22 protein-coding genes are annotated in these 26,359 nt (G+C 58.1%); 11 read left to right on the top strand and 11 right to left on the bottom strand.

The window, feature by feature from the left end; genetic code table 11:
• Positions 1-126: 126 nt before the first annotated feature.
• Entirely contained in the window at positions 127-1,041 is a 915-nt protein-coding gene (locus DXX3274_RS09260) for a LysR family transcriptional regulator (protein ID WP_042859547.1), read from the top strand.
• On the opposite strand, the gene DXX3274_RS09255 is transcribed toward DXX3274_RS09260, so the two are convergent.
• Positions 1,038-2,219 (bottom strand): MFS transporter, encoded by a 1,182-nt coding sequence (locus DXX3274_RS09255; protein WP_042859546.1) that lies wholly within the window; start codon positions 2,217-2,219, stop codon positions 1,038-1,040. The genes DXX3274_RS09260 and DXX3274_RS09255 overlap by 4 nt on opposite strands.
• A gap of 97 nt (positions 2,220-2,316) precedes the next feature.
• Here DXX3274_RS09255 and DXX3274_RS09250 point away from each other — a divergent pair, with 97 nt between their 5' ends.
• Complete coding sequence (locus DXX3274_RS09250; RefSeq protein ID WP_042859545.1) at positions 2,317-2,811, top strand: MarR family winged helix-turn-helix transcriptional regulator; 495 nt, start codon at positions 2,317-2,319, stop codon at positions 2,809-2,811.
• A gap of 71 nt (positions 2,812-2,882) precedes the next feature.
• Here the strand turns inward: DXX3274_RS09250 and ompX are convergent, their stop codons facing one another.
• A complete protein-coding gene (gene ompX / locus DXX3274_RS09245; RefSeq protein WP_042859544.1) occupies positions 2,883-3,398 on the bottom strand; it encodes an outer membrane protein OmpX in 516 nt (171 codons plus the stop codon).
• 371 nt (positions 3,399-3,769) lie between these two features.
• On the opposite strand from ompX, the gene rhtA reads away from it, so the two are divergent.
• From rhtA to glnQ, 5 genes are all read left to right on the top strand, one after another.
• Positions 3,770-4,651, top strand: coding sequence for a threonine/homoserine exporter RhtA (rhtA, locus tag DXX3274_RS09240; protein ID WP_042859543.1), 882 nt, complete (start codon positions 3,770-3,772; stop codon positions 4,649-4,651).
• Between the two features lie 432 nt (positions 4,652-5,083).
• Positions 5,084-5,587, top strand: a complete 504-nt coding sequence (gene dps, locus DXX3274_RS09235; protein ID WP_038659687.1) for a DNA starvation/stationary phase protection protein Dps — start codon at positions 5,084-5,086, stop codon at positions 5,585-5,587.
• A gap of 501 nt (positions 5,588-6,088) precedes the next feature.
• Positions 6,089-6,835 (top strand): glutamine ABC transporter substrate-binding protein GlnH, encoded by a 747-nt coding sequence (gene glnH, locus DXX3274_RS09230; RefSeq protein WP_038659690.1) that lies wholly within the window; start codon positions 6,089-6,091, stop codon positions 6,833-6,835.
• A gap of 99 nt (positions 6,836-6,934) precedes the next feature.
• Positions 6,935-7,594 (top strand): glutamine ABC transporter permease GlnP, encoded by a 660-nt coding sequence (gene glnP / locus DXX3274_RS09225; protein ID WP_038918746.1) that lies wholly within the window; start codon positions 6,935-6,937, stop codon positions 7,592-7,594.
• On the top strand, positions 7,591-8,313 hold the full coding sequence (gene glnQ / locus DXX3274_RS09220; protein WP_033568280.1) for a glutamine ABC transporter ATP-binding protein GlnQ: 723 nt from the start codon (positions 7,591-7,593) through the stop codon (positions 8,311-8,313). Before glnP ends, glnQ begins: the two co-directional genes overlap by 4 nt.
• A gap of 132 nt (positions 8,314-8,445) precedes the next feature.
• Here the strand turns inward: glnQ and DXX3274_RS09215 are convergent, their stop codons facing one another.
• Positions 8,446-8,841 carry a nuclear transport factor 2 family protein gene (locus tag DXX3274_RS09215; protein WP_042859542.1) on the bottom strand — a complete coding sequence of 132 codons (396 nt, stop codon included), beginning with the start codon at positions 8,839-8,841 and terminating at the stop codon, positions 8,446-8,448.
• Positions 8,842-8,910: 69 nt separating this feature from the next.
• Positions 8,911-9,549, bottom strand: coding sequence for a DsbA family protein (locus tag DXX3274_RS09210; protein ID WP_042859541.1), 639 nt, complete (start codon positions 9,547-9,549; stop codon positions 8,911-8,913).
• 84 nt (positions 9,550-9,633) lie between these two features.
• Here DXX3274_RS09210 and DXX3274_RS09205 point away from each other — a divergent pair, with 84 nt between their 5' ends.
• Both DXX3274_RS09205 and DXX3274_RS09200 read left to right on the top strand, forming a co-directional pair.
• The gene (locus tag DXX3274_RS09205; RefSeq protein WP_042859540.1) at positions 9,634-10,605 is read left to right on the top strand and encodes a LysR family transcriptional regulator; all 972 of its coding nucleotides are present in this window, start codon (positions 9,634-9,636) and stop codon (positions 10,603-10,605) included.
• Positions 10,606-10,763: 158 nt separating this feature from the next.
• A complete protein-coding gene (locus tag DXX3274_RS09200) occupies positions 10,764-12,461 on the top strand; it encodes a DUF1349 domain-containing protein (RefSeq protein WP_042859539.1) in 1,698 nt (565 codons plus the stop codon).
• A gap of 152 nt (positions 12,462-12,613) precedes the next feature.
• Here DXX3274_RS09200 and DXX3274_RS09195 read toward each other — a convergent pair whose 3' ends face one another.
• Positions 12,614-13,915 (bottom strand): phosphatase PAP2 family protein, encoded by a 1,302-nt coding sequence (locus DXX3274_RS09195; RefSeq protein ID WP_042859538.1) that lies wholly within the window; start codon positions 13,913-13,915, stop codon positions 12,614-12,616.
• 313 nt (positions 13,916-14,228) lie between these two features.
• Positions 14,229-15,515 carry a phosphatase PAP2 family protein gene (locus tag DXX3274_RS09190; RefSeq protein ID WP_042859536.1) on the bottom strand — a complete coding sequence of 429 codons (1,287 nt, stop codon included), beginning with the start codon at positions 15,513-15,515 and terminating at the stop codon, positions 14,229-14,231.
• 237 nt (positions 15,516-15,752) lie between these two features.
• Between DXX3274_RS09190 and DXX3274_RS09185 the strand changes: the two genes are divergently transcribed.
• A complete protein-coding gene (locus DXX3274_RS09185) occupies positions 15,753-16,934 on the top strand; it encodes a hypothetical protein (RefSeq protein ID WP_152495243.1) in 1,182 nt (393 codons plus the stop codon).
• Between the two features lie 90 nt (positions 16,935-17,024).
• Here the strand turns inward: DXX3274_RS09185 and DXX3274_RS09180 are convergent, their stop codons facing one another.
• The 4 genes from DXX3274_RS09180 to dinG all read right to left on the bottom strand — a co-directional run bounded on the left by DXX3274_RS09180 (position 17,025) and on the right by dinG (position 23,575).
• Entirely contained in the window at positions 17,025-18,890 is a 1,866-nt protein-coding gene (locus tag DXX3274_RS09180; RefSeq protein ID WP_042859534.1) for a M3 family metallopeptidase, read from the bottom strand.
• Between the two features lie 98 nt (positions 18,891-18,988).
• Entirely contained in the window at positions 18,989-19,957 is a 969-nt protein-coding gene (gene ybiB, locus DXX3274_RS09175; protein WP_042859533.1) for a DNA-binding protein YbiB, read from the bottom strand.
• A 176-nt stretch (positions 19,958-20,133) separates the two neighbouring features.
• Positions 20,134-21,300 carry a YfaP family protein gene (locus tag DXX3274_RS09170; RefSeq protein WP_042859532.1) on the bottom strand — a complete coding sequence of 389 codons (1,167 nt, stop codon included), beginning with the start codon at positions 21,298-21,300 and terminating at the stop codon, positions 20,134-20,136.
• 169 nt (positions 21,301-21,469) lie between these two features.
• Positions 21,470-23,575: an ATP-dependent DNA helicase DinG gene (gene dinG / locus DXX3274_RS09165; protein WP_042859531.1), complete on the bottom strand. Its 2,106-nt coding sequence runs from the start codon at positions 23,573-23,575 to the stop codon at positions 21,470-21,472.
• A gap of 234 nt (positions 23,576-23,809) precedes the next feature.
• Here dinG and DXX3274_RS24220 point away from each other — a divergent pair, with 234 nt between their 5' ends.
• The gene (locus tag DXX3274_RS24220) at positions 23,810-23,917 is read left to right on the top strand and encodes a membrane protein (RefSeq protein WP_012770198.1); all 108 of its coding nucleotides are present in this window, start codon (positions 23,810-23,812) and stop codon (positions 23,915-23,917) included.
• 116 nt (positions 23,918-24,033) lie between these two features.
• Here the strand turns inward: DXX3274_RS24220 and bglX are convergent, their stop codons facing one another.
• Positions 24,034-26,352: a beta-glucosidase BglX gene (bglX, locus tag DXX3274_RS09155; protein WP_042859530.1), complete on the bottom strand. Its 2,319-nt coding sequence runs from the start codon at positions 26,350-26,352 to the stop codon at positions 24,034-24,036.
• Positions 26,353-26,359: the final 7 nt, after the last annotated feature.

Here is a 26,359-nt window from a genome sequence, read left to right as displayed (position 1 = left end):
ATTATTTCTTATTTGTGATGGTTTTGTTTAAAAATAATATAGAACCACTATTTTCTATTCGGAAAGACGTATTTTCAGAATGCTCGCTATCTGAAAAACAGAACGCTCACCGACAAGGGGCATGCCATGGTCACATTGCGCCAAATCCGCTACTTCATCGCCACCGCGGAGATGGGCCAGATATCCCAGGCGGCGATTCACCTCAATATCTCGCAGTCGGCGGTCACCACCGCGATTCAGGAGCTGGAAAACCTGCTGGGAAAACCGCTGTTCCTGCGCTCGGTGCACGGCATGACGCTGACCGAAAACGGCAGCTACTTCCTTAATCACGCCTACGCCGTGCTGCGCAGCGTGGATGACGCCATGCATATTCCGCTGACCGACAACCGTATCGCCGGTTCGCTTAACATGGCCGCCAGCTATACGGTGATGGGGTATTTTCTGCCGTTTCATCTGCAGCGGCTGTCATACGGCTTTCCTCACGTCACCATTCATCTCAACGAACGCGAGCGGCAGGACATCGAAACGGGGTTGCTGGATCGTTCGCTGGATTTATCGCTGGTGCTGACCGCCAACATTACCCACCCGGAAATCACCGCCGAGCCCCTGTTTAATTCGGAGCGACGGCTATGGCTGCCCAGCCGTCACCCATTGTGCGACAAACCGGAGGTGAGTCTGGCGGATGTCGCCGACGAACCGTTTATCATGTTGACGGTGGATGAAGCGGATCACAGCGCCATGCGCTATTGGGAATTGAGCGGGCATCGCCCGAAAGTGATGCTGCGCACCAGTTCCGTGGAGGCGGTGCGCAGCATGGTGGCGAACGGGCTGGGAGTGGCGATCCTGTCCGATCTGGTGTACCGCCCCTGGTCGCTTGAGGGGCGGCGTATCGAAACCCGATCGCTGAAAGACCGGGTGCATCCGATGAGCGTCGGGCTAGCCTGGTCTCACGACGCCGAGTTTACCCCGGCGATGCAGGCGGTTCGGGAATACTTCCGCAACCTGTTCCTGACGCCGCAGTTGGCGTTTTCACGCCGTTAGGCCGACGCCGGAACCTGACGGCGCGGAGCGAAACGCAGCGCCATCAGGATCAGCACCACGACCCCCGCCGCCATGATAAGCCAGGCCTGCCCCAGACCGCTGGTGTACTGCCGGATGACACCCGCCAGCAGCGGCATCAGGCTGGCGATCAGATAACCGCCTCCTTGCACAAACCCCATCAGCGCGCCCGCCTGACGCGGGTCGTCCACCTGATCCAGCGCGATAATCAGCGACAGCGGAAACAGCGCGCCAATGCCCAACCCCAGCGCAATCATGATCGGCAACACCAGCGTCTGCGGCGCCAGCATCAGGCCGGCCATTCCCAGCAGCAGCAATACCAATACCGGCAACAACAGATAACGCCGGTCCGGGAAGCGGTTGATCAGCAACGAAACCAGCAGCCCGGCCACCACTTCGGTCAGCGTCAGCCCGCCCAGCAATAACCCGCTACGGGCGGGGCTCCAGCCAAGCTGGGTGTAATACGGCGGCAGCCAGGCCAGCACCAGGGTATACGCGGCGGTGCCGATGCCGAAAAAGATCATCAGCGCCCAGGCCCGGTTCTGCGACGACGCAGGCGCTGAACCCGAACGCGGCGCGGTATCCGGCATCGGACTCAGCGACACCGTAATCAGCCAGGCCAGCGTCGCCAGCGTCGCCAGCCCGCCCCATATCGCCAGCGCGCCGTCCCAGTCAATGATGTCCGCCAGCGGCGAGATGCTGGCCGCCGCCAGCGCTGCGCCGGCCATGATGGCGGTCGTGTACAACCCCATAAGCCGGCTGCTTTGCCGACTGAAACTGCGCCGCAAAAACGATGGCATCAACGCCTGAATCAGCGCGATGCCGATACCGGCCAGCGCAGCGGTCAGCAACAACCCGGCGGTGCTGGTCAGCCAGCAGCGCAGCAGGCAGGCGACCGCAATCCCGACAATGCCGATGCCGATGCCGCGGTATTCTCCCAGTCTGGCCTGTAGCCAGCCGCCATACAGGGCGCAGATTCCCATGGCGAATACCGGCAACGTAGTCAGCAGGCCAGCCTGCGTATCCCCCATGCCGGTCGCCGCCTGAATCCGCGACAGCAGCGGCCCGACGCCTGCCAGCACCGGCCGGAGATTCAGCCCCAGCAACATGACGGTAATGACGACAAAAAACAGTGATCCTGCACGAATTGCGTGTGACATAACGCTCCTTATGACCCTCTGATACTTGAACGACGACATGTATTGTCCGTAGAATATCTTCACAAAAAGAATCTTAACGTCAAGATAAATTACACTTATGACAGATCGTGCAGATAACGCTTATGAACAATGGCGGCGGGAAAGGCCGGATATTGACCCGTTCCCGATGCAGGTACTGGGTCGGCTGTTCGAAGCCGCCCAGCGACTCGAACGGGACCATCTCAACCCGCTGTTCACCCGTTTCGGTCTGCGTCCCGGCGAGTTTGACGTGCTGGCGACGTTGCGGCGCAGCGGCGCGCCCTATGCGCTGACGCCCACGCAGTTGTACGAAGCGCTGATGATGTCGTCAGGCGGCATGACCAACCGCATCGACAGGCTGGAACAAGCGCAGTGGGTGGCGCGTCAGAGCAACCCGCAGGATCGTCGTGGGACGCTGGTGACGCTGACGGAACAAGGGCGGGAACTGATGGATACGCTGGTGACGCTGCATACTGACAATGAGCGACAGGTGCTGGCGTCACTGAATGAAGACGAACAGCAACAGCTCAACCTGCTGCTCAAAAAATTGCTGGCGGGCTTGCCGCAGCCATAAAAAAATCCGCCCTGTCGGGCGGATTTTTCAGAACACATCGTTTCACGCAGTGCGTGCAACGCATGGCGCGATTAGAAACGGTAGCCTACGCCCACGTTCCAGCTGCCTACGTCAACGCTGCGGACACGGCTCTGCTCGTAACCAACATCAAAGGCTACGTTCTGAACCGGGTTGAACTGCAGACCGGCCCCGTATACAAAGCCCGCATCGCTGGAGCTGTTGTTGGAAGAACCGTTGGTGTTGTTGGCGGTGAATTTAGCCGCGCTCACGCCAACCAGACCGTAGATGCTCGCCCAGTCGTTGAAACGGAAAGACGGACCCGCGCTGAAGCCGTAGTACTGCGCTTTGTCGTAAGTACCGTTAACAGTCTGGCTGTCTTGCAGGTAGGTGAAAGACCCTACTACGCCCAGCTGGCTGTTATCGAATTCGTAACGGTATTTCAGGTTGAAACCCGGCAGCTTGTTCTGCACGCCCTGAGCATCGCCCTGAGCATAACCAAGAGATACAGTGCTTTCACCAGCCACTGCAGTACCTGCGCTTACGGCCAGAACACAAGCCAGAGCGGAAAGACACGCGATTTTTTTCATAATATGCCTCGAATTATCTTACGAAAGAAGATTTAAGCGAGGCAAATATAACAAAAAATTAGGGCACATGCCGCCTGGTTATTATTTTTCAATTAGGTCAAACATGTAACAATTCATTTCATTTTCAATTTAAGCCATTGATTTAAAATCACAAATAAAGTTCAAAGTGATATGAAAAAATAAATGTTCCGCTGCGCTTCGATACGGAGTTTTCTTAATTTTTTGATTAATTTTCAAACTGAATTTATATCAAAAAAAAGATTTTCAAATGGAGAGTAAATTAAGGTCAATAAGAGTAAACTAACCTGGAATAATTTGTTCATTTATTGCCTGCTTTTTTCTGGTTGCACATTGAATTTTAAGGCCCTGCAATGACCTTGATTTCCACATTCAAAAACTCTGTATTCCTGCCGGTATTACTGATCATCATCGCCATGCTTTCTATCCAGACCGGCGCGGCGATGGCCAAGATGGTCTTCCCGCTGATCGGCGCGTCCGGCATGACGGCGCTGCGCCTGGCGATAGGCGCGTTGATCCTGCTGGTGGTGTTCAAACCCTGGCGGCTGCATTTCGGCTCGGATCGGTTGCCGTTGCTGGTCTACGGCATCACGTTGGGCGGCATGAATTATCTGTTCTATCTGGCGCTGCGCACCGTACCACTGGGGATCGTGGTGGCGCTGGAGTTCACCGGGCCGCTGGCGGTGGCGATTCTGGCCTCTCGTCGTCTGCTGGACTTCATGTGGGTATTGCTGGCCGCCGCCGGGCTGTGGCTACTGCTGCCGCTTGGGCAACATATTGATAATGTGGATCTGACCGGCGCCGCCTTCGCGGTTGGCGCCGGCGCCTGCTGGGCGGGCTATATTCTGTTTGGTCAGAAAGCGGGCGCCAGCCACGGCGCCGGTACCGTGGCGATGGGGTCGCTGATCGCCGCGCTGGTGTATTGCCCGATAGGTCTGCTGTTTTCCGACATCAACAGCCTGTTTTCACTCAGTATTCTGCCGATCGGCATTGCGGTGGCGGTGCTCTCTACCGCCTTGCCGTATACGCTGGAGATGTTGGCGCTGACCCGGTTGCCGACGCGCACCTTCAGCACGCTGATGAGTCTGGAACCCGCCGTGGCGGCCATATCCGGCATTATCTTTCTGAACGAGCATCTATCACTCATCCAGTGGCTGGCGCTGGCGTTTATCATTATCGCCTCGCTGGGCACCACGCTTAGCGCGAAAAAGAACGCTGCATCGGCCTCGTCCTGAGATTCGCCTCGTCCTGAATAAGCGGCGTCATCGCCGCTCCGCCTGAAAATAACCGTTTCCCCGGCCAGTCCCGGCCGGGAAATATCATTTCGTGTGACTATCCCGTCGGCTGACTTAATTTCCAGCGGACACATTCTGAAAAGAATTGCATATTAAAATAGCACTAAAGGTGAAATATCGCCGATTTTCCCTCGTCACGAATCAACGCAACATATTGTAATTTATATCAATATCCAACCCATCCTTTTCGACTATTTTACCGGCTGATTCGAATGATAAATAGCGTGCCGGCAAGGCGATGCCCTTAGATGACTGAGTCTATTCCTGTAATAGACCGAACTGAGCATCTTCCGCTCACATCGGCTGCTATAATTCGCTTCGTTGACAGCCAGAATCATTATCAGTAATAACGGAAATAAAGAGGATAATACTATGCGTACAGCCAAACTGGTAAAAGCAGCTTCCGCTGATCTTATTTTCACCCGTAACGATCTGGACGATAACGTTAAAGCCTCGACCATCGCCCTGCTCAATCAGCTGGTCGTGGACTTTACCGATCTGTCGCTGATCACCAAGCAGGCGCACTGGAACATGCGCGGGGCGAACTTCATCGCCGTACATGAGATGCTGGATACCTTCCGCACCTCGCTGATTACCCACCTGGACACCTTCGCCGAGCGCGTGGTGCAGTTGGGCGGCGTGGCGACCGGCACCACTCAGGTCGTCCACGAGAAAACCGCGCTGAAGAGCTACCCGCTCACTATCCACAGCGTACAGGACCACCTGAAGGCCCTGGCGGATCGCTACGCCGTCGTGGCGAACACCGTCCGCAAAGCCATCAGTCAGGCACAGGACGAAGATACCGCGGACATGCTCACCGCCGCGTCCCGCGATCTGGATCAGTACCTGTGGTTCATCGAAGCCAACATCGAATAATTCATCAATGACGACCGGCGGCCCAGCCGCCGGGTTTCCCCGCCCTTCCCACTGACTCATCCTCCTTTTGCGGTTTCATCCACGCCGTTTCCCGCTATTTTAGCGCCATGAGACAACCTGAAATAATATGCGTTTTTTTTGCATCACTACGCAAATCGCTCGAATGTGCGGTGCAAAACGTACAAAAAGTTAGCGCTTGTTAGCAATATTGTCCCCGGAACGTAATCAACGGTTGTGTCCCCTGCACAATTCAGTTATTCATAGCAGCGCATTCCATAGGCGTTTCTGATGGATGCACCATAATAATTAGCGGGTCTACCCGTCCTGTTTTGGCAACGACTCCCCCTGTTTTCTCCACCGCCCCCTGAATAACAGTACGGCGGGTGACCAGACCGATGCCGGGCCATCGGCCCCATGCCTGCATGCCGGGGCTGACGCAGCAAACCCGTAAGGTGCGGTAAGACAGCGGAATATATAACCAACGAGAGGAAGGACGTTTTGATGAAATCGTTATTTAAAGCTTCACTGGCCGCACTTGCGCTGGCCTTCAGCCTGTCCGGTCAGGCGGCGGAGAAACCGCTGCTCGTGGCGACCGACACCGCGTTCGTGCCGTTTGAATTCAAGCAAGGCGACAAGTACGTCGGTTTTGACATCGACCTGTGGGATGCCATCGCCAAGCAACTGAACCTGAATTACACCCTGAAGCCGATGGATTTCAGCGGCATCATCCCGGCGCTGCAGACCCGCAACGTGGATCTGGCGCTGGCAGGCATTACCATTACCGAAGAGCGCAAACGCGCAATCGATTTCTCGGACGGTTACTACAACAGCGGCCTGCTGGTGATGGTGCGCGCCGACAATCAGGACATCAAAGGCGAGCAGGATCTGGCCGGCAAAGTGGTGGCGGTGAAGAGCGGCACCGGTTCGGTCGATTACGCTAAAGCCAACATCAAAACCAAGGAACTGCGCCAGTTCCCGAACATCGACAACGCCTATCTGGAACTGGGCACCAACCGTGCCGACGCCGTGTTGCATGACACGCCGAATATCCTGTACTTCATCAAAACCGCCGGCAACGGCAAGTTCAAAACCGTAGGCGAATCGATCAAGGCACAGCAGTACGGCGTCGCCTTCCCGAAAGGCAGCGACGAGCTGCGTAACAAGGTAAACGGCGCGCTGAAAACCCTGCGCGACAACGGCACCTACGCCGCCATCTACAAAAAATGGTTCGGTACCGACCCGAAATAACGGGTAGGACACCTGACAGGTTGAATCGCTTTTGCGGTGCCGCCGGGAAGACCGGGCGGCGCCTTGCCATTATGGCGTTATCATTGCTGGAGAATGTTCATGCAGTTTGACTGGAGTGTCATTTGGCCGTCTATCCCTCAGTTGCTGGAAGGGGCCCAAATGACTCTGCTGATTTCCGTGCTGGGTCTATTGGGCGGCCTGGTTATTGGCGTCGTTGCGGGATTTGCCCGCGTCTATGGCGGGTGGCTATCCAATCGCATCGCGTTGGTCTTTATCGAAGTGATCCGTGGCACCCCCATGGTGATACAGATAATGTACATCTACTTCGCCCTCCCCATGGTATTGACATCGGTTCGTATCGACCCTGTTACCGCAGCCGTAATCACTATCATGATTAACTCGGGCGCCTACATCGCCGAAATTACGCGTGGTGCGGTGCTGTCCATCCATAAAGGCTTTACCGAAGCCGGCCTGGCGCTGGGATTATCGCACCGCGCCACGTTGCGTCATGTCATTACGCCGCTGGCATTGCGCCGTATGTTGCCCCCGCTGGGTAACCAGTGGATCATCAGTATTAAAGACACGTCATTGTGTATCGTGATTGGTGTATCTGAGCTGACGCGTCAGGCACAGGAAATCATTGCGGGTAATTTCCGCGCGCTGGAAATACTGACTGCCACGGCGATTATCTACCTGGTCATTACACTGGTTCTTACCATTGGAATGCGCTGGCTGGAAAGAAGACTGAAGATTATATGATTGAATTCAAAAACGTATCGAAACACTACGGTCAGACTCAGGTACTGCACGACATCAACCTGAACATCAATCAGGGTGAAGTGGTGGTGATTATCGGGCCGTCCGGCTCCGGGAAATCCACCCTGCTGCGCTGCATCAACAAGCTGGAAGAAATCAGCAGCGGCGAGCTGGTGGTGGACGGTCTGACCGTCAACGATCCGAAAGTGGACGAGCGCCTGATTCGTCAGGAGGCCGGCATGGTGTTCCAGCAGTTCTACCTGTTCCCGCACCTGACCGCGCTGGAAAACGTCGCCTTCGGCCCGATTCGGGTGCGCGGCGCCAGCAAGGCCGACGCGGAGAAACTGGCCCGTGAGCTGTTGGGCAAAGTGGGTCTGGCGGAACGCGCGCATCACTACCCGTCCGAACTGTCCGGCGGGCAGCAGCAACGTGTGGCGATCGCCCGGGCGCTGGCGGTCAAACCTAAGCTGATGCTGTTTGACGAGCCGACCTCGGCGCTGGACCCGGAGCTGCGCCATGAAGTGCTGAACGTGATGAAGGATCTGGCCGAAGAAGGCATGACTATGGTCATCGTGACCCACGAAGTGGGTTTTGCCCAGAAAGTGGCTTCCCGCCTGATCTTCATCGATAAAGGCCGTATTGCCGAAGACGGCCATCCGGATGCGTTGATTTCGAATCCGCCCAGCGATCGTCTGCGCGAGTTTCTGCAACACGTTTCCTGATCGCGCAATCAGGCCGCCGCTGGCGGCCTGATTGGCAACATGCCTCGATACCAATACCGCGCGCTATACCGTACCCCTGCGCGTCAGGGCTGGATATTCAGCTTAACCACACCCCGGATTTAACGCCGCCGCTCAGGCTGTTTCCATCGCCTGACACACCATCGCGCTGTCCACATACTGCTCCATGCGGATAATCTGCCCTGCGCGCAGTTGATAAAGATGGGCGAACGTCGCCGTCATCGCCTTGCCCGTCGCACGGTACGTCCCTGAATAGACGCCAAAGGCCGCCACCCGATCGCCGTCCGCCAGATAGGTGTGGACCTGCGCCTGATACCCTTCCCATTCGGTCGCCAGCCGATGAAACACGCCATCGACAATCTGCTGCGGACCGACGTAAGTACCGGCATAAGGGAAGCCCGCCGCCTCAATCCAGACCGCGTCCGGTGCCAGTACCGATAACAACTGCTTGCCATTCTCTTCGGATGTGCCTTCATAGGTGGCACGGATAATATCCAAATTGGTCTGCATCTCACGTTTCCTCGTTCATGTATCGCCGCCGCAAAGGCCGCGGACGCTGCTGGTGGTATGGCTATACCATCACGCCGACAGCAACTGTTTGATAAACGCCTGCGGATCGGAATAGACGGCGTCACTGCGGACGAGTTGGTGCCGCCCGCCTTCCTCAAGGATAAACGTCGGCACACCGTGAACCCCTAACGCCGACATCAACCCCCGCGTTTGCCCGATGCGCGCCTGAGTGGCTGCCAGCAAAGCCGCGTCGGGTTGCGACAACCGCACCGCCGCCAGCGTCATTCCCGCCTCACTCAGCAACACCGCCAGGCTTTCGCGGCGCGTGACATCCCGGGCGTCTACATAACGCGCCTGCTGAATCGCCTTGAGCGCCGCGACTTCCCGCGATGGCTCGGTCAACGCAACCGCGGTCAGCGCCAGCGTCGCCGCGCCGCTGTCAAACACCTGCTGACGGTCACCCAACACCTGCTGGCGATAACGCTCGGAAAAAGGCTGGCCGGTTAACCGGGCGATACGCTGGTCATTGCTCCAGGCATAAGCGGCAAACTCGTCATTCATCGGCCGCGCGCCCTCATCGGCGAACAGCCCGCTCGGCGACAGTTCCAAACGAAACGCCGGGTGATCGGCCAGCGCGGCGACGGTTGGGGAGGCGCCGTAACACCATCCACACAGGGGATCAAAAACATAATGCAGGATTTTACTCATCACCGACTCCATTGTTTTGCAGAATGTCGCTTATGATAAGCAAAACCCATTGGCGTAAAAATACCGACCAACCTTATAGAGCGTATGCTAAAAGCAAACAATCACAGCGATACCGGACTGGGTGATGTTCCCCACCTGCGGCGCATGGCCTATTTCGCCGCCGTCGTCGAAACCGGTTCATTCACCGCGGCCGCTGAACGGCTTGGCATCACCAAGGCCGTCGTCAGCCAGCAGATCGCCCGTCTTGAACGCGAGTTCAATACCGCCCTACTGATTCGAACCACGCGCCATGTACAACCCACCGAGGCCGGATACCGCTTCTACCAACGCTGCGCGCTGATTCTGCATGAAGCGGGGGATGCCTTTGCCGAGCTGGCCGAAGCTGCGTCAGAGCCGTCCGGGTTGTTACGGCTGACCGCGCCGCTTGATTACGGCATCAGCGTGGTTGTCCCGGCGCTGGCGGATTTCACTCGCCAGTACCCGCGCTGCAAGGTGGACATGAAGCTGAGCGATCAACCGCTGGATTTGTTATCGGACAATATCGAACTGGCTATCCGGGTTGGCTGGCTGACCGACCTTCATGTGCAGGCCCGGCAAATAGGCACCTTCCAGCAATGGCTAGTGGCGCCGGCGGCGTGGCGGGAACGCATCGCCCACCTGACATCGCCTGCGGCCATCACCGCACTACCGTTTATCGCTAATACCGCCCTGCGCGACCCATTACGCTGGGTCTTCTCCCGCCCCGGCGCCGATAGTTGCCCGGTCACAGTCAAGGCCGATCTGTTTTTTAGCGCCACCTTCGCCGTGCGCGAAGCCGTAAGGCAAGGCGCCGGGCTGTCCGTATTGCCGGATTTCGCAGTGGCGGAGGATCTGGCGCGTGGCCATGTGATACAGGTATTGCCCGACTGGCAGTTGCCCGGCGGGGGCATCCATGCGGTCTTCCCCGCTTCGCGTTTTCGCCCTGCCAAGGTACGCGCCTTTGTCGATTTGCTGGCCGAGCGGGAAAAAACATCGCCGACCGCCATCACCCCGTCTCTGCCTGCCAGCGACGGTTGACCGAGGCTCCGGCGTGGGCTGCCCGCCGGAAAATTCTGATAACACCAATGATGAGTTTGGCATTTTCCGCCAATTACTATACGCTGCCCGGGCGCATGGTCTGGCGTTTATCAATATCAATTAAAATCAATAATTTATAAATTCACCAGGATACACTTATGGAAACTCTCCGTCATCGCCTGCCCCGACGCCAACTCAGCGCCCTGCTTGGCGGATTGCTGTTCGGCGCATACGGGTTCGCCGGTAAAGCTGCCGCCGTCGACACGCAACGCTGTGCGGGGTCCGTCGCGGCGGCCGAGCATGCGGCGTTCGATAAGGGCGATCAGGATCTGTCCTACCCAAAGATCAACGGCCTGTATCAGCGACCGGCGGCGACCGGCGTCACGCTGGTCGGCAACAACGATGGCGAGGCGAATAAATACGTCGAACCCATTAAAGGCTCAAAGGAAGGGAAGTACCTGTTGTTGCACGCCGGCGAGCACCTGACCCTGACCGGTCAGGGATACTTTCTGATGCACTGGGAACTGAACTATTTCAATCGCGGCGGCACCCTGCTGGCGGAAAATGCGCCGCTGGTGACGACGACGCAGGGCTTTATCAAAAAGGTCGCGTTGACCGATCGCTACGCGCCGGATTATCCCCTTGACGGTGCGCCCGGCCGCTCCGCCGTGTGGAATGCCGGCATCCAAACCAGCACCGGTAATCCGATGGTTCCCTTTACCGTCGGGGCGCCGGCCGGTAACGGCGAAATCATGCCCAGCCTGTGGCTCAACGAAATTTTCTATCTGGACGGCACCGCCACCCTCACCCAGCGCGAAGGTCCGGTGGATTACGACGTCAGCATCACGCCGCTGACGCTCGCCGACGTAAACAACCGGCTGGCCGCGACGCGCCATCGCGTCAGCGCCAAAATCCTGCGCGCAGGGATATCGCTGGATCCCTACACCGGCGAAGATAAGCCGCCAGCCTCGCCGGACAGCCTGACCGCCGGCGCGATCTCCAGTTCGGTGGTTCAACTGGACTGGAACGACTGTTCGGATAACGAGCGCGGCTTTATCGTCGAATATTCCTATGCCGGTACCTTTGGCGACGGCGCTTACGACACCACGCCCCGTGCCTATGAGGCGGGCGGCGCCTACACCAGCGCCGAATCGCTGGGGCCGGACGCCACCTCGGTGGACGTGGGCACGCTGGCCCCCAACACCACCTACGCTTTCCGGGTCAAAGCCTACAATCAGGCTGGCGACTCCGTTTATTCCAACGTGGTCAGCGTGACGACGCCGCCGGCGTCTCCAATCAGCGACGCATGGAAACGGCAGGACATCGGTAAAACCGATACGCCCGGTACCGCTACCGAAGATCAGGATGTGATTGCGCTGGAAGCGCACACCGGCGATATGTGGGGCGCCGCCGACGCCTTCAATTTCGTCTATCAAACCCTGAAAGGCGACGGCAGCATTACGGCGCGGCTGATCGATCTGCGTTATAGCGATCCCTACGCCAAAGCCGGCCTGATGATACGCAATACGCTTGCCGACAGCAGCGCCTATATGCTGACGGGGTATACCGCGTCGTCCGGCGCGATGTCGCAATGGCGCAGTAAAGACGGCACCGCTACCGGCAGCAGAGGCGTGTTCGCCAAATCTGAAAACGGCAGCCAGCCTACCTGGCTGCGGTTAACCCGCGATGGCAACACCTTTACCTCGGAGGTCTCCGACGACGGGCTGACCTGGACCACACTCAACAAGCGCATCAACCCCAACATGAACGATACGCTGTATATCGGGCTGGCGCTGTCATCCCGCAATAGCAGCAACGGCAAAGTCAGTTTCGATAACGTCAGCATCAAGCGCTGACCAAAACCCGCCGGACCCGGTTTAATCGCAGGACATCAGTTACAGGAGGGCTTCACGAGAAGCCCTCCTGTTTATCTTGCGGATGCCGGCAACCGTTATTGTTTCACTGAATCGCTATTACCTCACTGAATCGCTATTACCTCACTGAATCACTATTGCTTCACCGATTGCTCCGCGGCTTCCACCGCGTCATGCAGGTTCAGGCGCTGCCAGAAATTGGCATCCTCCCCGCCGGAAGACAGCGGATAGCCGTCGTCAATGGCGGTTTTCGCCATCAACGCCCGCCGCTGGGCTGCGCTCAGCTGCGGCAGCGGCCCTTCCAGCAGCACTTCCGCCCCTTCCGGCACCTTGACCTGCTGGGCGGTCACCTCCGCCATCGGCAGGCTGTAGGTCATGGTGTAGCGGTAAAACGATTTCATCGCCGGATCGGTATAAGGGTCATTCCTGCCTTGTGGTTTGGCGCACTCGGCCAGCGTGGTGCCGCAGGCTTTTTCCAGCGCGGCGCGCAACTGGGTTTTGGCGTCGTTGAACAGCACGCGGTACTCCGGATCGTTCAGGATATACGCCACGTTGCGCTCGGCCATCATACGTCCGCCGATCACGTCCAGCGGATAATGTACGCCCAGCACCAGACGGGAATAGCCGTAGGTGGCGGCGCGATCAACCAGCGGGACGAAGCGTTCCGGCAGCATCTGCCCCATCAGCAAGGCGGTAGTAAACCCGCCGCTGGTATGGCCGCTGGGAAAGGCGCCATCAGAAGCCGTGTAAGGCTGCTTATCCATCACTACCGCGGTATCCGGCACCAGATGGATGCGGTTGCCGGGTTGTTTGAACGGGCGCGGATAGTTAAAGGCGTTTTTTGCCGCAGACGTGCTGACGTTGGAGGCTTTGATCAACACCGCGGCCTTACCTATTTCGCCTTGCTGGTACACCTCCAGAAACGCCTCGCCCAGCTTCGGCCCCAGCGCTTCCGCCAGCGCGTACAGGTAGCGGGTATTTTCCGCATCAATCAGCGCCTTCTGGCGCAGCGCGGGCGACGCATCCTGATTGATACGCTCCACGATAACCATATTCTCCTGCAAGACATCCACCGGCAGCGCTCTGAACCCTACTAGCAATGTGATGCTGTCCTGCTGCTGAGTGGTGGCGTTAAAGCGATAGTTGGCGGCTTTCAGCCACCTTAAATCATCCCACGGCTCGCTCAGGTAGGGCGCATTATCCATCACCGTGCGGGTTAGCCGCGGCGCGTTTCCCTGCAACGCTTTTTGCAGATAGCGCCGCACCTTTTGCTGCATGGCGACCACCGGCTTACTGGTGCTGGCTTCGGTCGTCGTTTGCAGAAAAATCATTTGCTGCCGAGTGTCATCCCCCTCAGCGGCTTGCGCTCGCCATACCGCCAGCGTGCAGACCACTGACATGAAAACTATTGACATAAAAACAACAGGATACCGCATGCTACCCCCTCATTTTTCTGCTAACAGGAAACGGCATAGGTGATGGTGAACGGTGGACGAGCCGTCCCTTCATCGCTCAAATATCACCCAACCAGCGTAGAATTAAACGCCCTTTCCACGCGAGAAATCCTCACCGGTTTAACGATACAAAATGTGACGTTACGGCCAGCCCGCTGCGGGTAGAGCCGCTACCGCCGTGCGCATGACCAGGAAGTGAAAACAGAGGACGACGCGAAAAAAACAGCCAATGTCGATATGGCATTGGCTGTTCATCAGGCGGTACGGAGAAAGGTGTCTTTTAGGGTGAAAACGATTATTTGGTTACAGTCTTCGCCGCTTCCACCGCGTCATGCAGGTTCAGACGCTGCCAGAAATTGGCATCCACCCCGCCGGAAGACAGCGGATAGCCGTCGGCAATCGCCGTCTTCACCATCAATGCGCGGCGCTGGGCTGCGCTCAGCTGCGGCAGCGGCCCTTCCAGCAGCACTTCCGCCCCTTCCGGCACCTTGACCGGCTGAGCTTTCACCTTCGCCGCCGGCAGGTTGTAGGTCATGGTGTAGCGGTAGAACGACTTCATCGCCGGGTCGGTATAAGGGTCGTTTTTACCCTGCGGTTTGGCGCATTCGGCCAGCGTCGTGCCGCAGGCTTTTTCCAGCGCGACACGCAGTTGAGCTTTGGCTTCATTGAACAGCACACGGTATTTCGGGTCGTTCAGGAAATGCGCCACGCTGCGCTCGGCCGCCATGCGACCGCCGATCACGTCCAGCGGATAATGCACCCCCAGCACCAGACGGGAATAGCCGTAGGTGGCGGCGCGGTCAATCAGCGGCACAAAGCGTTCCGGCAGCATCTGCGCCAGCAGCAGCGCATCGTTATACCCGCCGTTGGTATGGCCGCTGGGGAACGAGCCGCCCGACGCCGTGTAACGGGCGTTATCCGCCACCACGGCGGTATCCGGCACCAGATGGATGTTGTTGCCCGGCTGTTTGAATGGGCGCGGATAGTTAAAGGCGTTTTTCGCCGCGGATGTGCTGACGTTGGTGGCTTTGATCAACGCGGCGGCCTTACCCATTTCGCCTTGCTGGTAAACCTCCAGAAACGCCTTGCCCAGCTTCGGCCCCAGCGCTTCCGCCAGCGCATACAGATAGCGGGTATTTTCTGCATCAATCAGCGCTTTCTGGCGCAACGGCAGGGTCGATTCCAGATTGATGCGCTCAACCGTCGCCAGGTTTTTCTGCAACACCGGCGCCGGCAGGGTTCTGAACCCTTCCAGCAGTTTCACGCTGGCCTGCTGTTGATCTTTCGGGTTGAAAACGTAACCGGTCGCTTTCAGCCATTTCATGTCGCCCTGCGGTTCGCCCTGATCCGGCGCTTTGTCCAGCACCGCGCGGGTCAGCTTCGGCGCGGTTCCCAGCAAGGCTTTTTGCAGATATTGCTGCACCTGCTGCTGCATTTCGATCACCGGGGCGCTATTGCTGGCCTCGGTGGTGGTTTGCAGCAGGCTGACTTGCGGCAGTTGGGAATCGCTTTGGGAAGCGGCCTGCGCCTGGACTGTCGCCAGTGAGCAAACCACCGCCATAAACACGTAAGAATAGCGCATGATATGTCCTTTTTATTGTCACGGATTATCGTCAAGGATAGAAAACCGCATCAGCCTAATCGGCGCAGATGACAGTTCGGTGAAACTTTTTTAATAACAGGCACTTTCATTGCGGATATCGCCAGACCAGTATAGGCACGGGCGACTCCCGGCGCGAGAGAGCCGTACCGGTTTAGCGATACAAAATGAGTATGGAGTGTTGCCCGGCGGCCGGTTTACGCTGGAAATGACCTTGATATGACCGAGCGAGTGGCGAGGCACAGAATTACCCTCGACTCAGGCTCACTACTGAGAGGTCATATGATGGATATTTTCGAGTATTTCTGTAATAAATGGCAGGATAAAGGCCTTCGCTCGCTGGGCAACAACCGCTACAACGCGCTGGATTTCAACAATATTTCACACGGTATCAACGTGCTGGAGGAAATGCGCCAGGATACCACCATCGCAGAATGCATCAGCATTCTGGCGCCCGAAGCCTGGTTTGCGCTGGATGTGCATATCAACCTGCTGAATGAGGTCAGAGTGGGTGCGAAACCTCAGGCGACACAATGTGAAGCCTTGGGACAAAAGCTATCAAGGGCAGGCAGTTATCTGTTCGCCTCACAGCCGATAGACACGTACAGAAAACTGTATGACCATTTTGATACTTACCTGAAAGCCGCCACGCCCTCCGCGCGTGAATTATCATCCATTCTCTTTGCGACACCGGTCACAACCACGAGCGAAGTCTCGGCACCAGACCCATTCGACCAGGCCCTGCGGTTGATCTCCACCGACAAACCCGGATTGTTGCCTGCGTTTGTGTCAGCCCGTTCGATACTGGCGCTGGAAAGTTTGCCGGTAAAAGATCTGTCAAAAGACAAAACGGGTGATTATATCAAGCTCGTGCTGGAAAAAGGGTCGGCCTACGTCGCCTCAAAAGGGCTTGGCGCCGTCATTGGGACAGTGAGTCCGTTGACATCCGGCAGCATGGTGCTGGCGCCCTGGATGGCCTTGAGCAGTTTCTCCGGCTACATGGAAAAACAGGCTCGCCTGTACGATATGCTGGAAATCATTACGTCACTGCAAATCACTAACGAAACGGTAAAAGACGGGCTCAAAACGGCCATTCATGATATCGATATCGGCGCCATGAAATCCGCCTTTTCCGTCACACCATTCGGGGTGCTGTTTACCGCTTACGATGGAATAAAGAAGTGTGCCGAACTGATTAACTTCAAAGCTAAAGATCATCAGAAGTTGGCTGAATCGCTGCTGGCGCTGGCGAAATCATGGAACGATAAATCCCTCAACCGACTGATGTGCCTGATGTTGCTATCTAACCTGTCCAAAAACATCGGGGACGTGATTACCGTACTCTGTCACCCTGACAGCCATGCCGCAGCAAAAGACATTGCCGGCTGGCTGGAGCCCTGACCGGCAGAGTTCAACTCAATAACCGGCTTGAATCACCGTCTCCCTCAAACACATTGCCGGGGGAGACGGCCTTGCCTGACGATTACTCGCTCAGGCGTGAGTCGGGTAAGCGTCTTCAATTACGCGAGCGAACGCCTGGCACATGGCCTCGTCGCCGTCCTGGTTGTCCGCCAGCACCGCATCGCCGTCCACCACCCGGATACGGGCGTTGAGGTCAAAGTCCGCCGCCGGTTGCGGGCGCGTCACGGCGGCGTCGATAGTCGCCTGCGCCTGCCGCCACGCCTCCTCCACCGTCAGGTTGCATTCACGGGCCAGATAATCCGGATTGAACCCTTCGCCGGTCAGGCTGCGCAACGTTTCATCATGGGTCAGGCTGTTGCCGGGCTGCCAGTAATGGCGCGTCAGATCCGGTCCGATCGCCGGGTTATCGGTCAGGTAGCCGTCGCGTTGCCGGAAGAAATGCCGCGTTTGTTCCACCGCCATCATCGCCAGCAGATAGCCCTGATACGAACAGGCCGACTCCATCGACAGCAGATGCGGAATCGCCATGGTCGGACGAGGGCTGCCGTTGATGCCGAGAATGCGCAATTCAGTGTCGCGCGCCAGTTGCAAAATCGCCTCGGGGGTACGTTCCGCGTCATCCATGCAGTACAGTTGCCATTCAAAATACGGCACCAGCAGAATATGGCGTTCGTTGAAGGCACGCATCGGCTGACGAGCACGGATATCGGCCTGAATCAGCGCATCGGGGATCGGTTCGCCCTGTGCGTTATGCGCATAGCGTTTCAGCCAGTCTGCATCCTGCAGCAAGCTATCGCAAAACATCGACTGGGTTTCGGCGTAGGCCATCGAGGTCGGCGGAAACTCCTGGGCGAAACAGGGCGCATTCTGGCGGATATTGGCGAAATGCGCCGCATGGCCGCCTTCATGGAACAGCGTGTTGATGCCGTTGGCGCCGCTGCCGACCTGATCCGGCTGCGCCAGACTGGTAAAGTTGATGCGCGCGGGCAACCACTGGCCCTGATCCACAAACGGCGGCACCGGCTGGTGCATGAAGCCGTTTTCATATTTGCCTTTGCGCACCAGCAGGTCGAGTTGCATCTGCGCGCCGCTAAAACCGATATGCAGGCGCTTGAAGCTGTTGACCCAGCGGGACAGCGAAGCGGCAAACGGGAAATAAGGATCCAGTTGGCGGGTCACATCGCCGGTGCTGGCGTAACGCACATTCCACGGCTGCAACGCCGCTTCGCCTTTTTCCGCCGCCAGCTGACGCAGGCTGCGCAGGTTGGCGTCACGCGTTTGCGCTTCAAAACGGTCCAGAATGGCGAACAGCTGTTCCGGCGTCATCCGCTCGGTTTTGTTCACCTTGTAATCAAAGTAGTTGCGATAGCCCATCTGGCGCGCAAAACGGTTACGCAGGCTGACCAGCGCCGGGAATCCGTGATTGACCAGCCACTGTTCCAAATCGCGCAGCGCCTGCTGCGAACTGCGGCGGTACTCCTCGTTATCATTGGTGGCCTGATTAGTCAGCAGCTCGCCCAGCGAAGCGGAAACCCGCTCGCCCTGCTCATTGAGGTGGGTGGGTTGATGGGTTTTGCGGCGGGAAAACAGATCGTTTTCGGCGGCGATTAACTCATCCATCAGCGCCTGCGCCTGCGGATCTTCAATCACATTGCAGTCAAAAAAGCGGTACCAGCCGCGTAAGCCGTGCAGCAGCGCATCACGCGGCTCGCCGGCGGGGGCGGCCTCAACGGCGGCGAGGTGTTGTCGCAGTTCGGCCAGCCGGGATGATTGCGAGATAAAACGTTTCCAGGCGCTTTCCGCTTCGGTGAAACGGGCGGAAACGGTCTCGTCGCCGGTTCCCATATAACGCTGCCAGAAAAGATCCTCTTTGGTTTGATGCACCGCCAGATAATCGCGGTTCAGAGCGTCAAAGTACGCCTTAGCCTGTTGCATGTGGTTGTTCCTTTCTTATATCCGTCCTACTTCGAGTCGCAGGCGCGTTGGCGTTCCTACAACCCGAATTATTTTGGGTATATCGTTAATCGTTACGATTAACCCAGCCGTTTTCGTATCGTCGAGACCGCCTGCTCCATCGAGGTCGCCTCGCCGCTGCCGACCAGACAGCTTGCCAGTTGCAGGCGAATCGCCTGCGGTATCGGCTGTTCGCCCGCCAGACAGGCCTCCGTCCAGCGGGCGGTGGTGGCGGCATCCTTCGCCGGAGGCAACGCCGCGCTGTCTGCCACGATATCCTGCCGCCATTGCAGGATGTCCCGCCGTTGCTCACGGATGAAATGGATTTCCGGGCAGCGCAGCGGGTTAGCGTAGACCTCGCCTTCGGTGCCGTGCATCAACAACGCGCGGCCGTTGATATCCTGAAAGAACGTGCCGACCCGGCCGACGTACTCCGGATGCGACACGCTTGCCAGCCGCAACGCCGCCGACGCATCAAACGGCGTGGCCAGTTTGGCCAGCGTGTGGGCGCTGTTGCGCACGCCCATGCGCCAGCGTAGATCCAATTGACGCTCAATGGCGGGGCACAGCAGCGACACCGGCATGAATACCGGCTCGCCCCGATCGAGGCGCTGCTGCGCTGCCTGCGCGTCGTCCACCGGCGCGATGCCCAGTTCACGAAAAATCGCCTCGCTGGTGACACGGGTCGGATCGTGGCTCACGCCGTGCACCACCACCGGCAGCCCCAGCCGGTGCAGCAGCAACGCCAGCAATGGCGTCAGGTTGGCTTGTTTGCGGGCGCCGTTATAGCTGGGGATCACCACCGGCATCGGGCCGCCCGCCGGCGCGGACAGACGCAACGTCTGTTCGCTCATCGCCTGATAAAAGCCGCGCATTTCGGCTTCGGACTCACCCTTGATGCGAAACGCGATCAGCAGCCCGCCCAGCTCCAGCTCAGGCACCTGATCATTCAGTATCTGACCATACAGCTGATAAGCCGTGTCCTGATCCAGATCGCGCGCATGATTTTTGCCGCGGCCAACCTCTTTAATGATTCGGGTGTAATCCATGATGTGCTCTCATTGGTAAGGCGACGGTTAGACGGTGTCCCATAGATCGGACGAACCGATGACGCCCGTCATGGCAGGACAACTGTTTGGAAACATAGCATGAATTTGTCACAGGGGAAGCGCGAAATCGCCGTTGCCGCCCCGGAGCCGGAGCGGCAGAGAAACGCGGTCAGCCGTTACATCTTGCTTTTGATGCGGCTGATGGCCTGATCGTAAGTGGCGCTGTCTTTCTGCGCCTTGGCCAGTTGATAATGGCGCAGGGCGTCGTCCAGTTGTCCGGCCGCTTCATAGATTCTGGCGATGTTATAGTAGGAGCTGGCGCGCACCGTTGCCGCGTTCGCTCCATCCGCCAGCGCAATCGCCTTACGGTTTGCCCAAATGGCTTCCGCGATCCGATCCAGTTTCTGGTAGGCCAGCCCCAGATTACTGTACGCCTGGCTGAATACCCCATCCTGCTCGATCGCCTGCTGGTAAAACGCAATCGCGCTTTCCAGATCGCCGCGGCGATAGGCCTCTTCGCCCTGACGGTTCAGCGCTTTCGCCGCCGCCTGATTGACGTTGACCGCACCGGTCGCGGCCCGGCCGGACAGCTGGCCGCTCACCCCGGTAGCCACGTTATTGGGGTCCTGATAGCCGGTTTGTTTGATGGTGTTGATATCCTCAAAGTCACCGTTCGGGTTCAGGCGGAACACCGTCCACAGGTTGCCGACCTGATTGCGCGGCACATTATAGGTTCTGACCAGCGATTGCCCGACGTAGACAAACACTTTCGCCTGACTGTTCGAGAGCGCGGCCTGATCCGGTTGATGAATATGCGTGTAGTCGTGTACCGCGTACAGGTAGCTTTCGCCAAAACGCTTTTTCTCGATGGTGATGGTTTCCGGGCCGTAGCTGTCGATGTCATCCACATCCAGATTGGCGTCCGGCCCATTTTTATGTTCGAAGTAGATATGGCTGTTGCCATAGACCAGATGCGAATCGAGGTCGGCTGGATTCGCGCCCCAGGTCAGCACGATGCGCATCCCGTCCAGATTTTTCATCACCGGGCTGATGGCGTAGGTCAGGCCGTCGCACGGGCACTTGACCACCAGGTTGGAAAACCCCGGTTTTTTGATAATCAGCAAGGCACTCTCATCGGCGGTAAACGCCGGCGACAACTGTGCCTGTCCCTGGGTATTGGTACGCCCTACCGCCGTCTGTGCGCCGTCACGTTGCAGCAACACATCGGCATCAGCGATTTTTTTATCTTTAATGGTGGCGTCAAGCACTTCAATACTGACCGGCGCGGCCGATGCCTGCGCCAGAAATAGCAGTGCGCCAAGCACCATGATCTTTTTATTCATCACACATCCTTATCGAATCATCAAACGTCAGACTGCCTTGTACCAGCACCGCTCGCCGCGACGCGACGTGCGGCGCACAGTCTGTCACGCCGCGGCCAACAGACCACGGCGACGATATGATAGGGATTTGATGGTCGTTTGTCAGAAAAAATGCATGAATAACAGCAAGCTACTCATCATCCGGCATGGCGCGCTGCTCGATGGGAAACACCGGCAAGGCGGCCAGCAGTTGGGCGCCATACCCCTTGGTCAGTAAGCGACGGTCGTAGATGACGATTTCACCGAAACAGTCATGGCTGCGAATCAATCGGCCAACCTGCTGAATCAGGCTGAATGAGGCGCTCGGCAGGCTCTGCACCACAAACGGGTGACGTTTGAGGCTTTTCAGCCATTCGCCTTCGGTAAGGACAAGCGGGCTGTCCACCGGCGGAAAAGCAATCTTGTGGATATGCACCTGCGACAGCAGTTCGCCTTTGAGATCCAGCCCTTCGGCAAAGGATTGCAGGCCGATCAACACGCTGGTCTGGCCCTGCTGTACCCGCTGGCGGTGCAATTCCACCAGCCGGTAGCGCGGTTGATCGCCCTGCACCAGCAACATCAGCCGCAGATCGGGCACCTCGGTGAGAAATTGCTGCATCGCCCGCTGGCTGGCGAACAGCATTAGCATGCCCTTGTGGACTTCCCGCCGCAGTTCGGCACGGAAAAATCGCGCCATCTCGGCGAGATGTTCAGCTTCGTGCGCGATCAGCGGTTCATGGCGCATGCGCGGGATCACCAGTTTTCCCTGCTCGCGGTGATTGAACGGCGAATCCAGCGCGATGAAGGTATCGCCCTCTTCCTCGTCCAGACCGGACAGCTCTTTCAGGCGGGAAAAACTGTTGAGCGAGCGCAGCGTCGCCGAGGTGACCACCACATGCGACAGATTGCGCCACAGCAACCGGTCCAGTTGGTCGCACACGCGGATACCGGCGCAGTGAAAATACAGATGCAGTTGATTGTCGCGCCGTTCCCGCAGCAGCCATTTCGACACCGGCGCGTTAGAGGATTTCTCCAGCGCCGCCAGCCGCCATAACTTGCCCTGCGCTTCCCAGTAACCACTCAGACGGCTGATGCGCAGCATCGCCTGATGCAGCTTGACCACATCATGCTTGCCGGTTTTTTCCGCCAGGTCGTTGAGCAGGTATTCCGCCAGCCCGCGCAGGCTGTCGGCAAGCTTAAACAGCCGACTGCAGCACTCGCGCATCTCTTCCGGCAATTCCCCCATCGGGAAACGGTAATCGGCGTCCGGCTGGGCCGGCGGCAGAAACAGGCTGCTCAGCCGTTCGAACAGTTGTAACTGCTCCCGTATCTCGCCGCAGTGATCGCCCAGCCTGTCGGGCTGCATCAGCCGCGGCGGCGATTTGGGCGGAAACTGCGCCAGGCAGAGCCCCACCTGCTGAATCAGCTGATCCATCTGGTGCTGCACCGCGCTGACCGTCACCTCGCCGGACATCTCCAGCGCGTCGCGCGCCACATCCGGCACGTGATGGCCTTCGTCCAGCACCAGCAGCATGTTTTTCGCCTGCGGCAGCACCGAGTCGCTTTCCATTGCCGCCATGACCAGCGCGTGGTTGGTCACCACCACATCGGCGTCTTCGATTTCCCGGCGGGCGAGAAAGAACGGGCATTCGCGGTAATAATGGCAGTTGCGCCCCAGACAGTTGGCCTTGTCGGTACTGATGCGTTGCCACAGCGCGTCGCCGATCGATTCCTGACAATGGTCGCGCAAGCCGTCCCAGGCATAGCTTTGCAGCGCCTGTTGCAACCGGGCGCTGGTGGTTTGCTCCTCGCGGCTGGACGGCAAGTGGTCATCCATAAACAGCATCAGATCGCCCTGCGCCGACGCCTCGGTCGCCATCGCCGCCAGATTGCGCGGGCACACATAGCGCCCGCGGCCGAACGCCGCGGTGAATTTCAGTTCGGGAATAAACTGCCGCAGCAGCGGCAAATCCTTGTTAAAAATCTGATCCTGCAACGCCACGTTGGCGGTGCTGACCACCAGCGTTTTCAGCTCCGCTCGCCCGACGGCAATGCCGGGAATCAGGTAGGAAAGCGTTTTACCCACGCCGGTCGGCGCTTCAATCACCAGATGACGTTGGTAGTCGCCCGCCAGCGCTTTCGCCACTTCGGCAATCATCTGGCGCTGTGGCGCACGGGAGACAAAATCGGGAATCTGCTGTTGCAGCGCTTTATACCAGTCGCCAATCTGCTGCTTTAACGCGGGGGTAAGGGTCATGCCGTCTCACTGTCGTTCAATCTGGCCGCTATTGTCCCACAGACCGGCGGCAACGTCAGTAACCATAATTGTGACCATAATTGTGACGTTGTCACATTTATCCGGGTATTGCGGATTGACACCGACAAATGCGGTTGGCTTGTATCCGGTGCAGGAGGCTCTATAATCGCCGGAACGTAATCATCACCGGAACGTAACCATTTACCGGCCGGGACGTAACAAAAGGATAACCGGATGAATATCAAAAAACTGGGGGTTGTCAGCCTGTTTGCGCTCTGCGCGTTGGGCGGCATCGGCGGCGTGATGCTGGTGGGTTATATCATTATCGTGCACGGCGGCTGACGCCAAACCGGTCGGATCCGGCCGCCCGTGGCGGCGCAGCCGGTTTTCCTGCCAGGCCCCTGAGTCACCGCAGGGGCCGTCGTTTATTTACAGCAACGAGTTACCTCAACAGGCGCTTACAGCAAGGTAAAGCTGCCGGTTTTCACGCGCTGGGAATCCAGCCCAATCATCACCTCAAACTTGCCCGGTTCCGCCACCTGCTGCATCTGCGCGTTGTAGAACATCAGATCCTGCGGCGACAGGGTGAACGTCAGGGTACGGCTTTCACCCGGCTGCAACATGACTTTCTGGAAGCCGCGCAGTTCTTTCACCGGGCGGCTTACCGATGCCACCACGTCATGCAGATAAAGCTGCGCCACGGTTTCCCCGGCGCGCTTGCCGGTATTGGTGACCGTGACCGACGCTTTAATGCTGCCGTTACGCTTCATCGTCGGGCTGGAGAGTTTCACGTCCGACACGTCGAAGGTGGTGTAACTCAGACCGTAACCGAACGGATACAGCGGCCCGTTAGCCTCGTCAAAATAGTGTGAGGTGTACTTGTTGGGCGCTTCCGCCGAATACGGACGGCCGGTCGGCAGGTGGCTGTAGTACATCGGGATTTGCCCCACCGAGCGCGGGAAGGTCATCGGCAGCTTACCGGACGGGTTGTAATCGCCAAACAGCACATCGGCGATGGCGTTGCCCCCTTCGGTACCGCTGAACCAGGTTTCCAGCAGCGCGTTAGCCTGCTGATCTTCACGACTCAGGTCCAGTGGACGGCCATTCATCAGCACCAGCACCAGCGGCTTGCCGGTGGCTTTCAGCGCAGAAATCAGCGCCTTTTGCTCCGGCGGAATGGTGATTTTGGCGCGGCTGGACGCTTCGTGCGCCATCCCCTGGGATTCACCCACCACCGCGATCACGACGTCGGATTTCTTCGCCACGTCCACCGCTTCATCAATCATCGCCTGCGGCGTGCGCGGGTCGATTTCCACCGACTGGTCATACTGGTTAAGGAACTGGACCAACCCCGGGTGATTGGTGACATTGGAACCTTTGGCGTAATAAACGCGGGCGTTATACCCCACCGCCTTGCGGATCCCTTCGTATACCGTTACCGCCTGCGCCGGACGACCCGCGGCGGACCAACTGCCGATAATGTCGCGCTTGCTGTCGGCCAGCGGCCCCACCACCGCGATGGCGCCGGATTTTTTCAGCGGCAGGACATCAAGACGGTTTTTCAGCAACACCAGACTACGGCGCGCCACGTCACGCGCTTCCTCGCGGTGCAGGCGGCTTTCGGCATTGGTGTCCACCGGGTCGGAACCGACCGGGCCGAGATGGTTGTACGGGTCCTGGAACAGCCCCATATCGTATTTCATGTTCAGCACCTGACGGCAGGCGTCATCAATGTCCTTCATGCTGACCAGCCCGCGCTTGACCAGATCCGGCAGATAACGCACGAAATACTCGTCGCTCATGCTCATGCCGATACCGGACTGCACCGCAATGCGCGACGCATCGCTCGGGTCCGCCGCCACGCCGTGTTTGATCAGTTCCTTGATGGCGCCGTGGTCGCTGATGGTGATGCCTTTGAAATGCCACTGGTCGCGCAACACGTCTTTCAGCAACCAGCGGTTGGCGGTAGCCGGCACGCCGTTGATGGAGTTGAGCGACGCCATCACGCCGTAGCTGCCGGCGTCGATCGCCGCTTTATACGGCGGCATGTAATCCTGAAACATGCGCTGCGGGCTCATATCGACGGTGTTGTAGTCACGTCCGCCTTCCGCCGCGCCATACAGCGCATAGTGTTTCACGCTGGTCATCAGCGAATGACGGCCGGTCAGGTCATCGCCCTGAAAGCCTTTCACCATTACGCGAGCAATTTCGCTGGTCAGATAGGTATCTTCACCAAAACCTTCGGAGACACGGCCCCAGCGCGGATCGCGGGTGATGTCCACCATCGGCGCCCAGGTCATGTTCAGGCCATCTTCGGTCGCTTCATAAGCCGCGATCTTCGCCGACAGCTCCACCGCGCTCATGTCCCAACTGGACGCCAGCCCCAGACCGATCGGGAACACGGTACGCTGGCCGTGCACCACATCGTAAGCGAAAAACAGCGGAATTTTCAGGCGACTCAGTTGCATCACCTGATCCTGCATCACCCGGATGTCCTGCCGGGTGACGGTGTTGAAAATCCCGCCGACCTGACCGTTGCGGATCATTTCGCGAATGGCGTGTTTCGGGTTATCCGGGCCGACGCTGATCAGACGGAGCTGCCCGATCTTTTCATCCAGCGTCATTTTTTTCATTAAGTCGTTAACGAAGGCATCACGCTGTTGCTGGCCGGAAGCCGCCTGCGGCGTAGTCGGTTGCAGCATAGAACCGGGCGTCTGCGCCCAAAGCGGGTTACAGGCCAGACCGACCGCAAGCGCCAGTGAAGTAAACCATTTCATTATTATT

Source organism: Dickeya sp. NCPPB 3274, assembly GCF_000406205.1.
Lineage (GTDB): Bacteria > Pseudomonadota > Gammaproteobacteria > Enterobacterales > Enterobacteriaceae > Dickeya > Dickeya fangzhongdai.
Note: the sequence above shows the minus strand (reverse complement) of the source record. Positions and strands in the feature narration are given on the sequence as shown.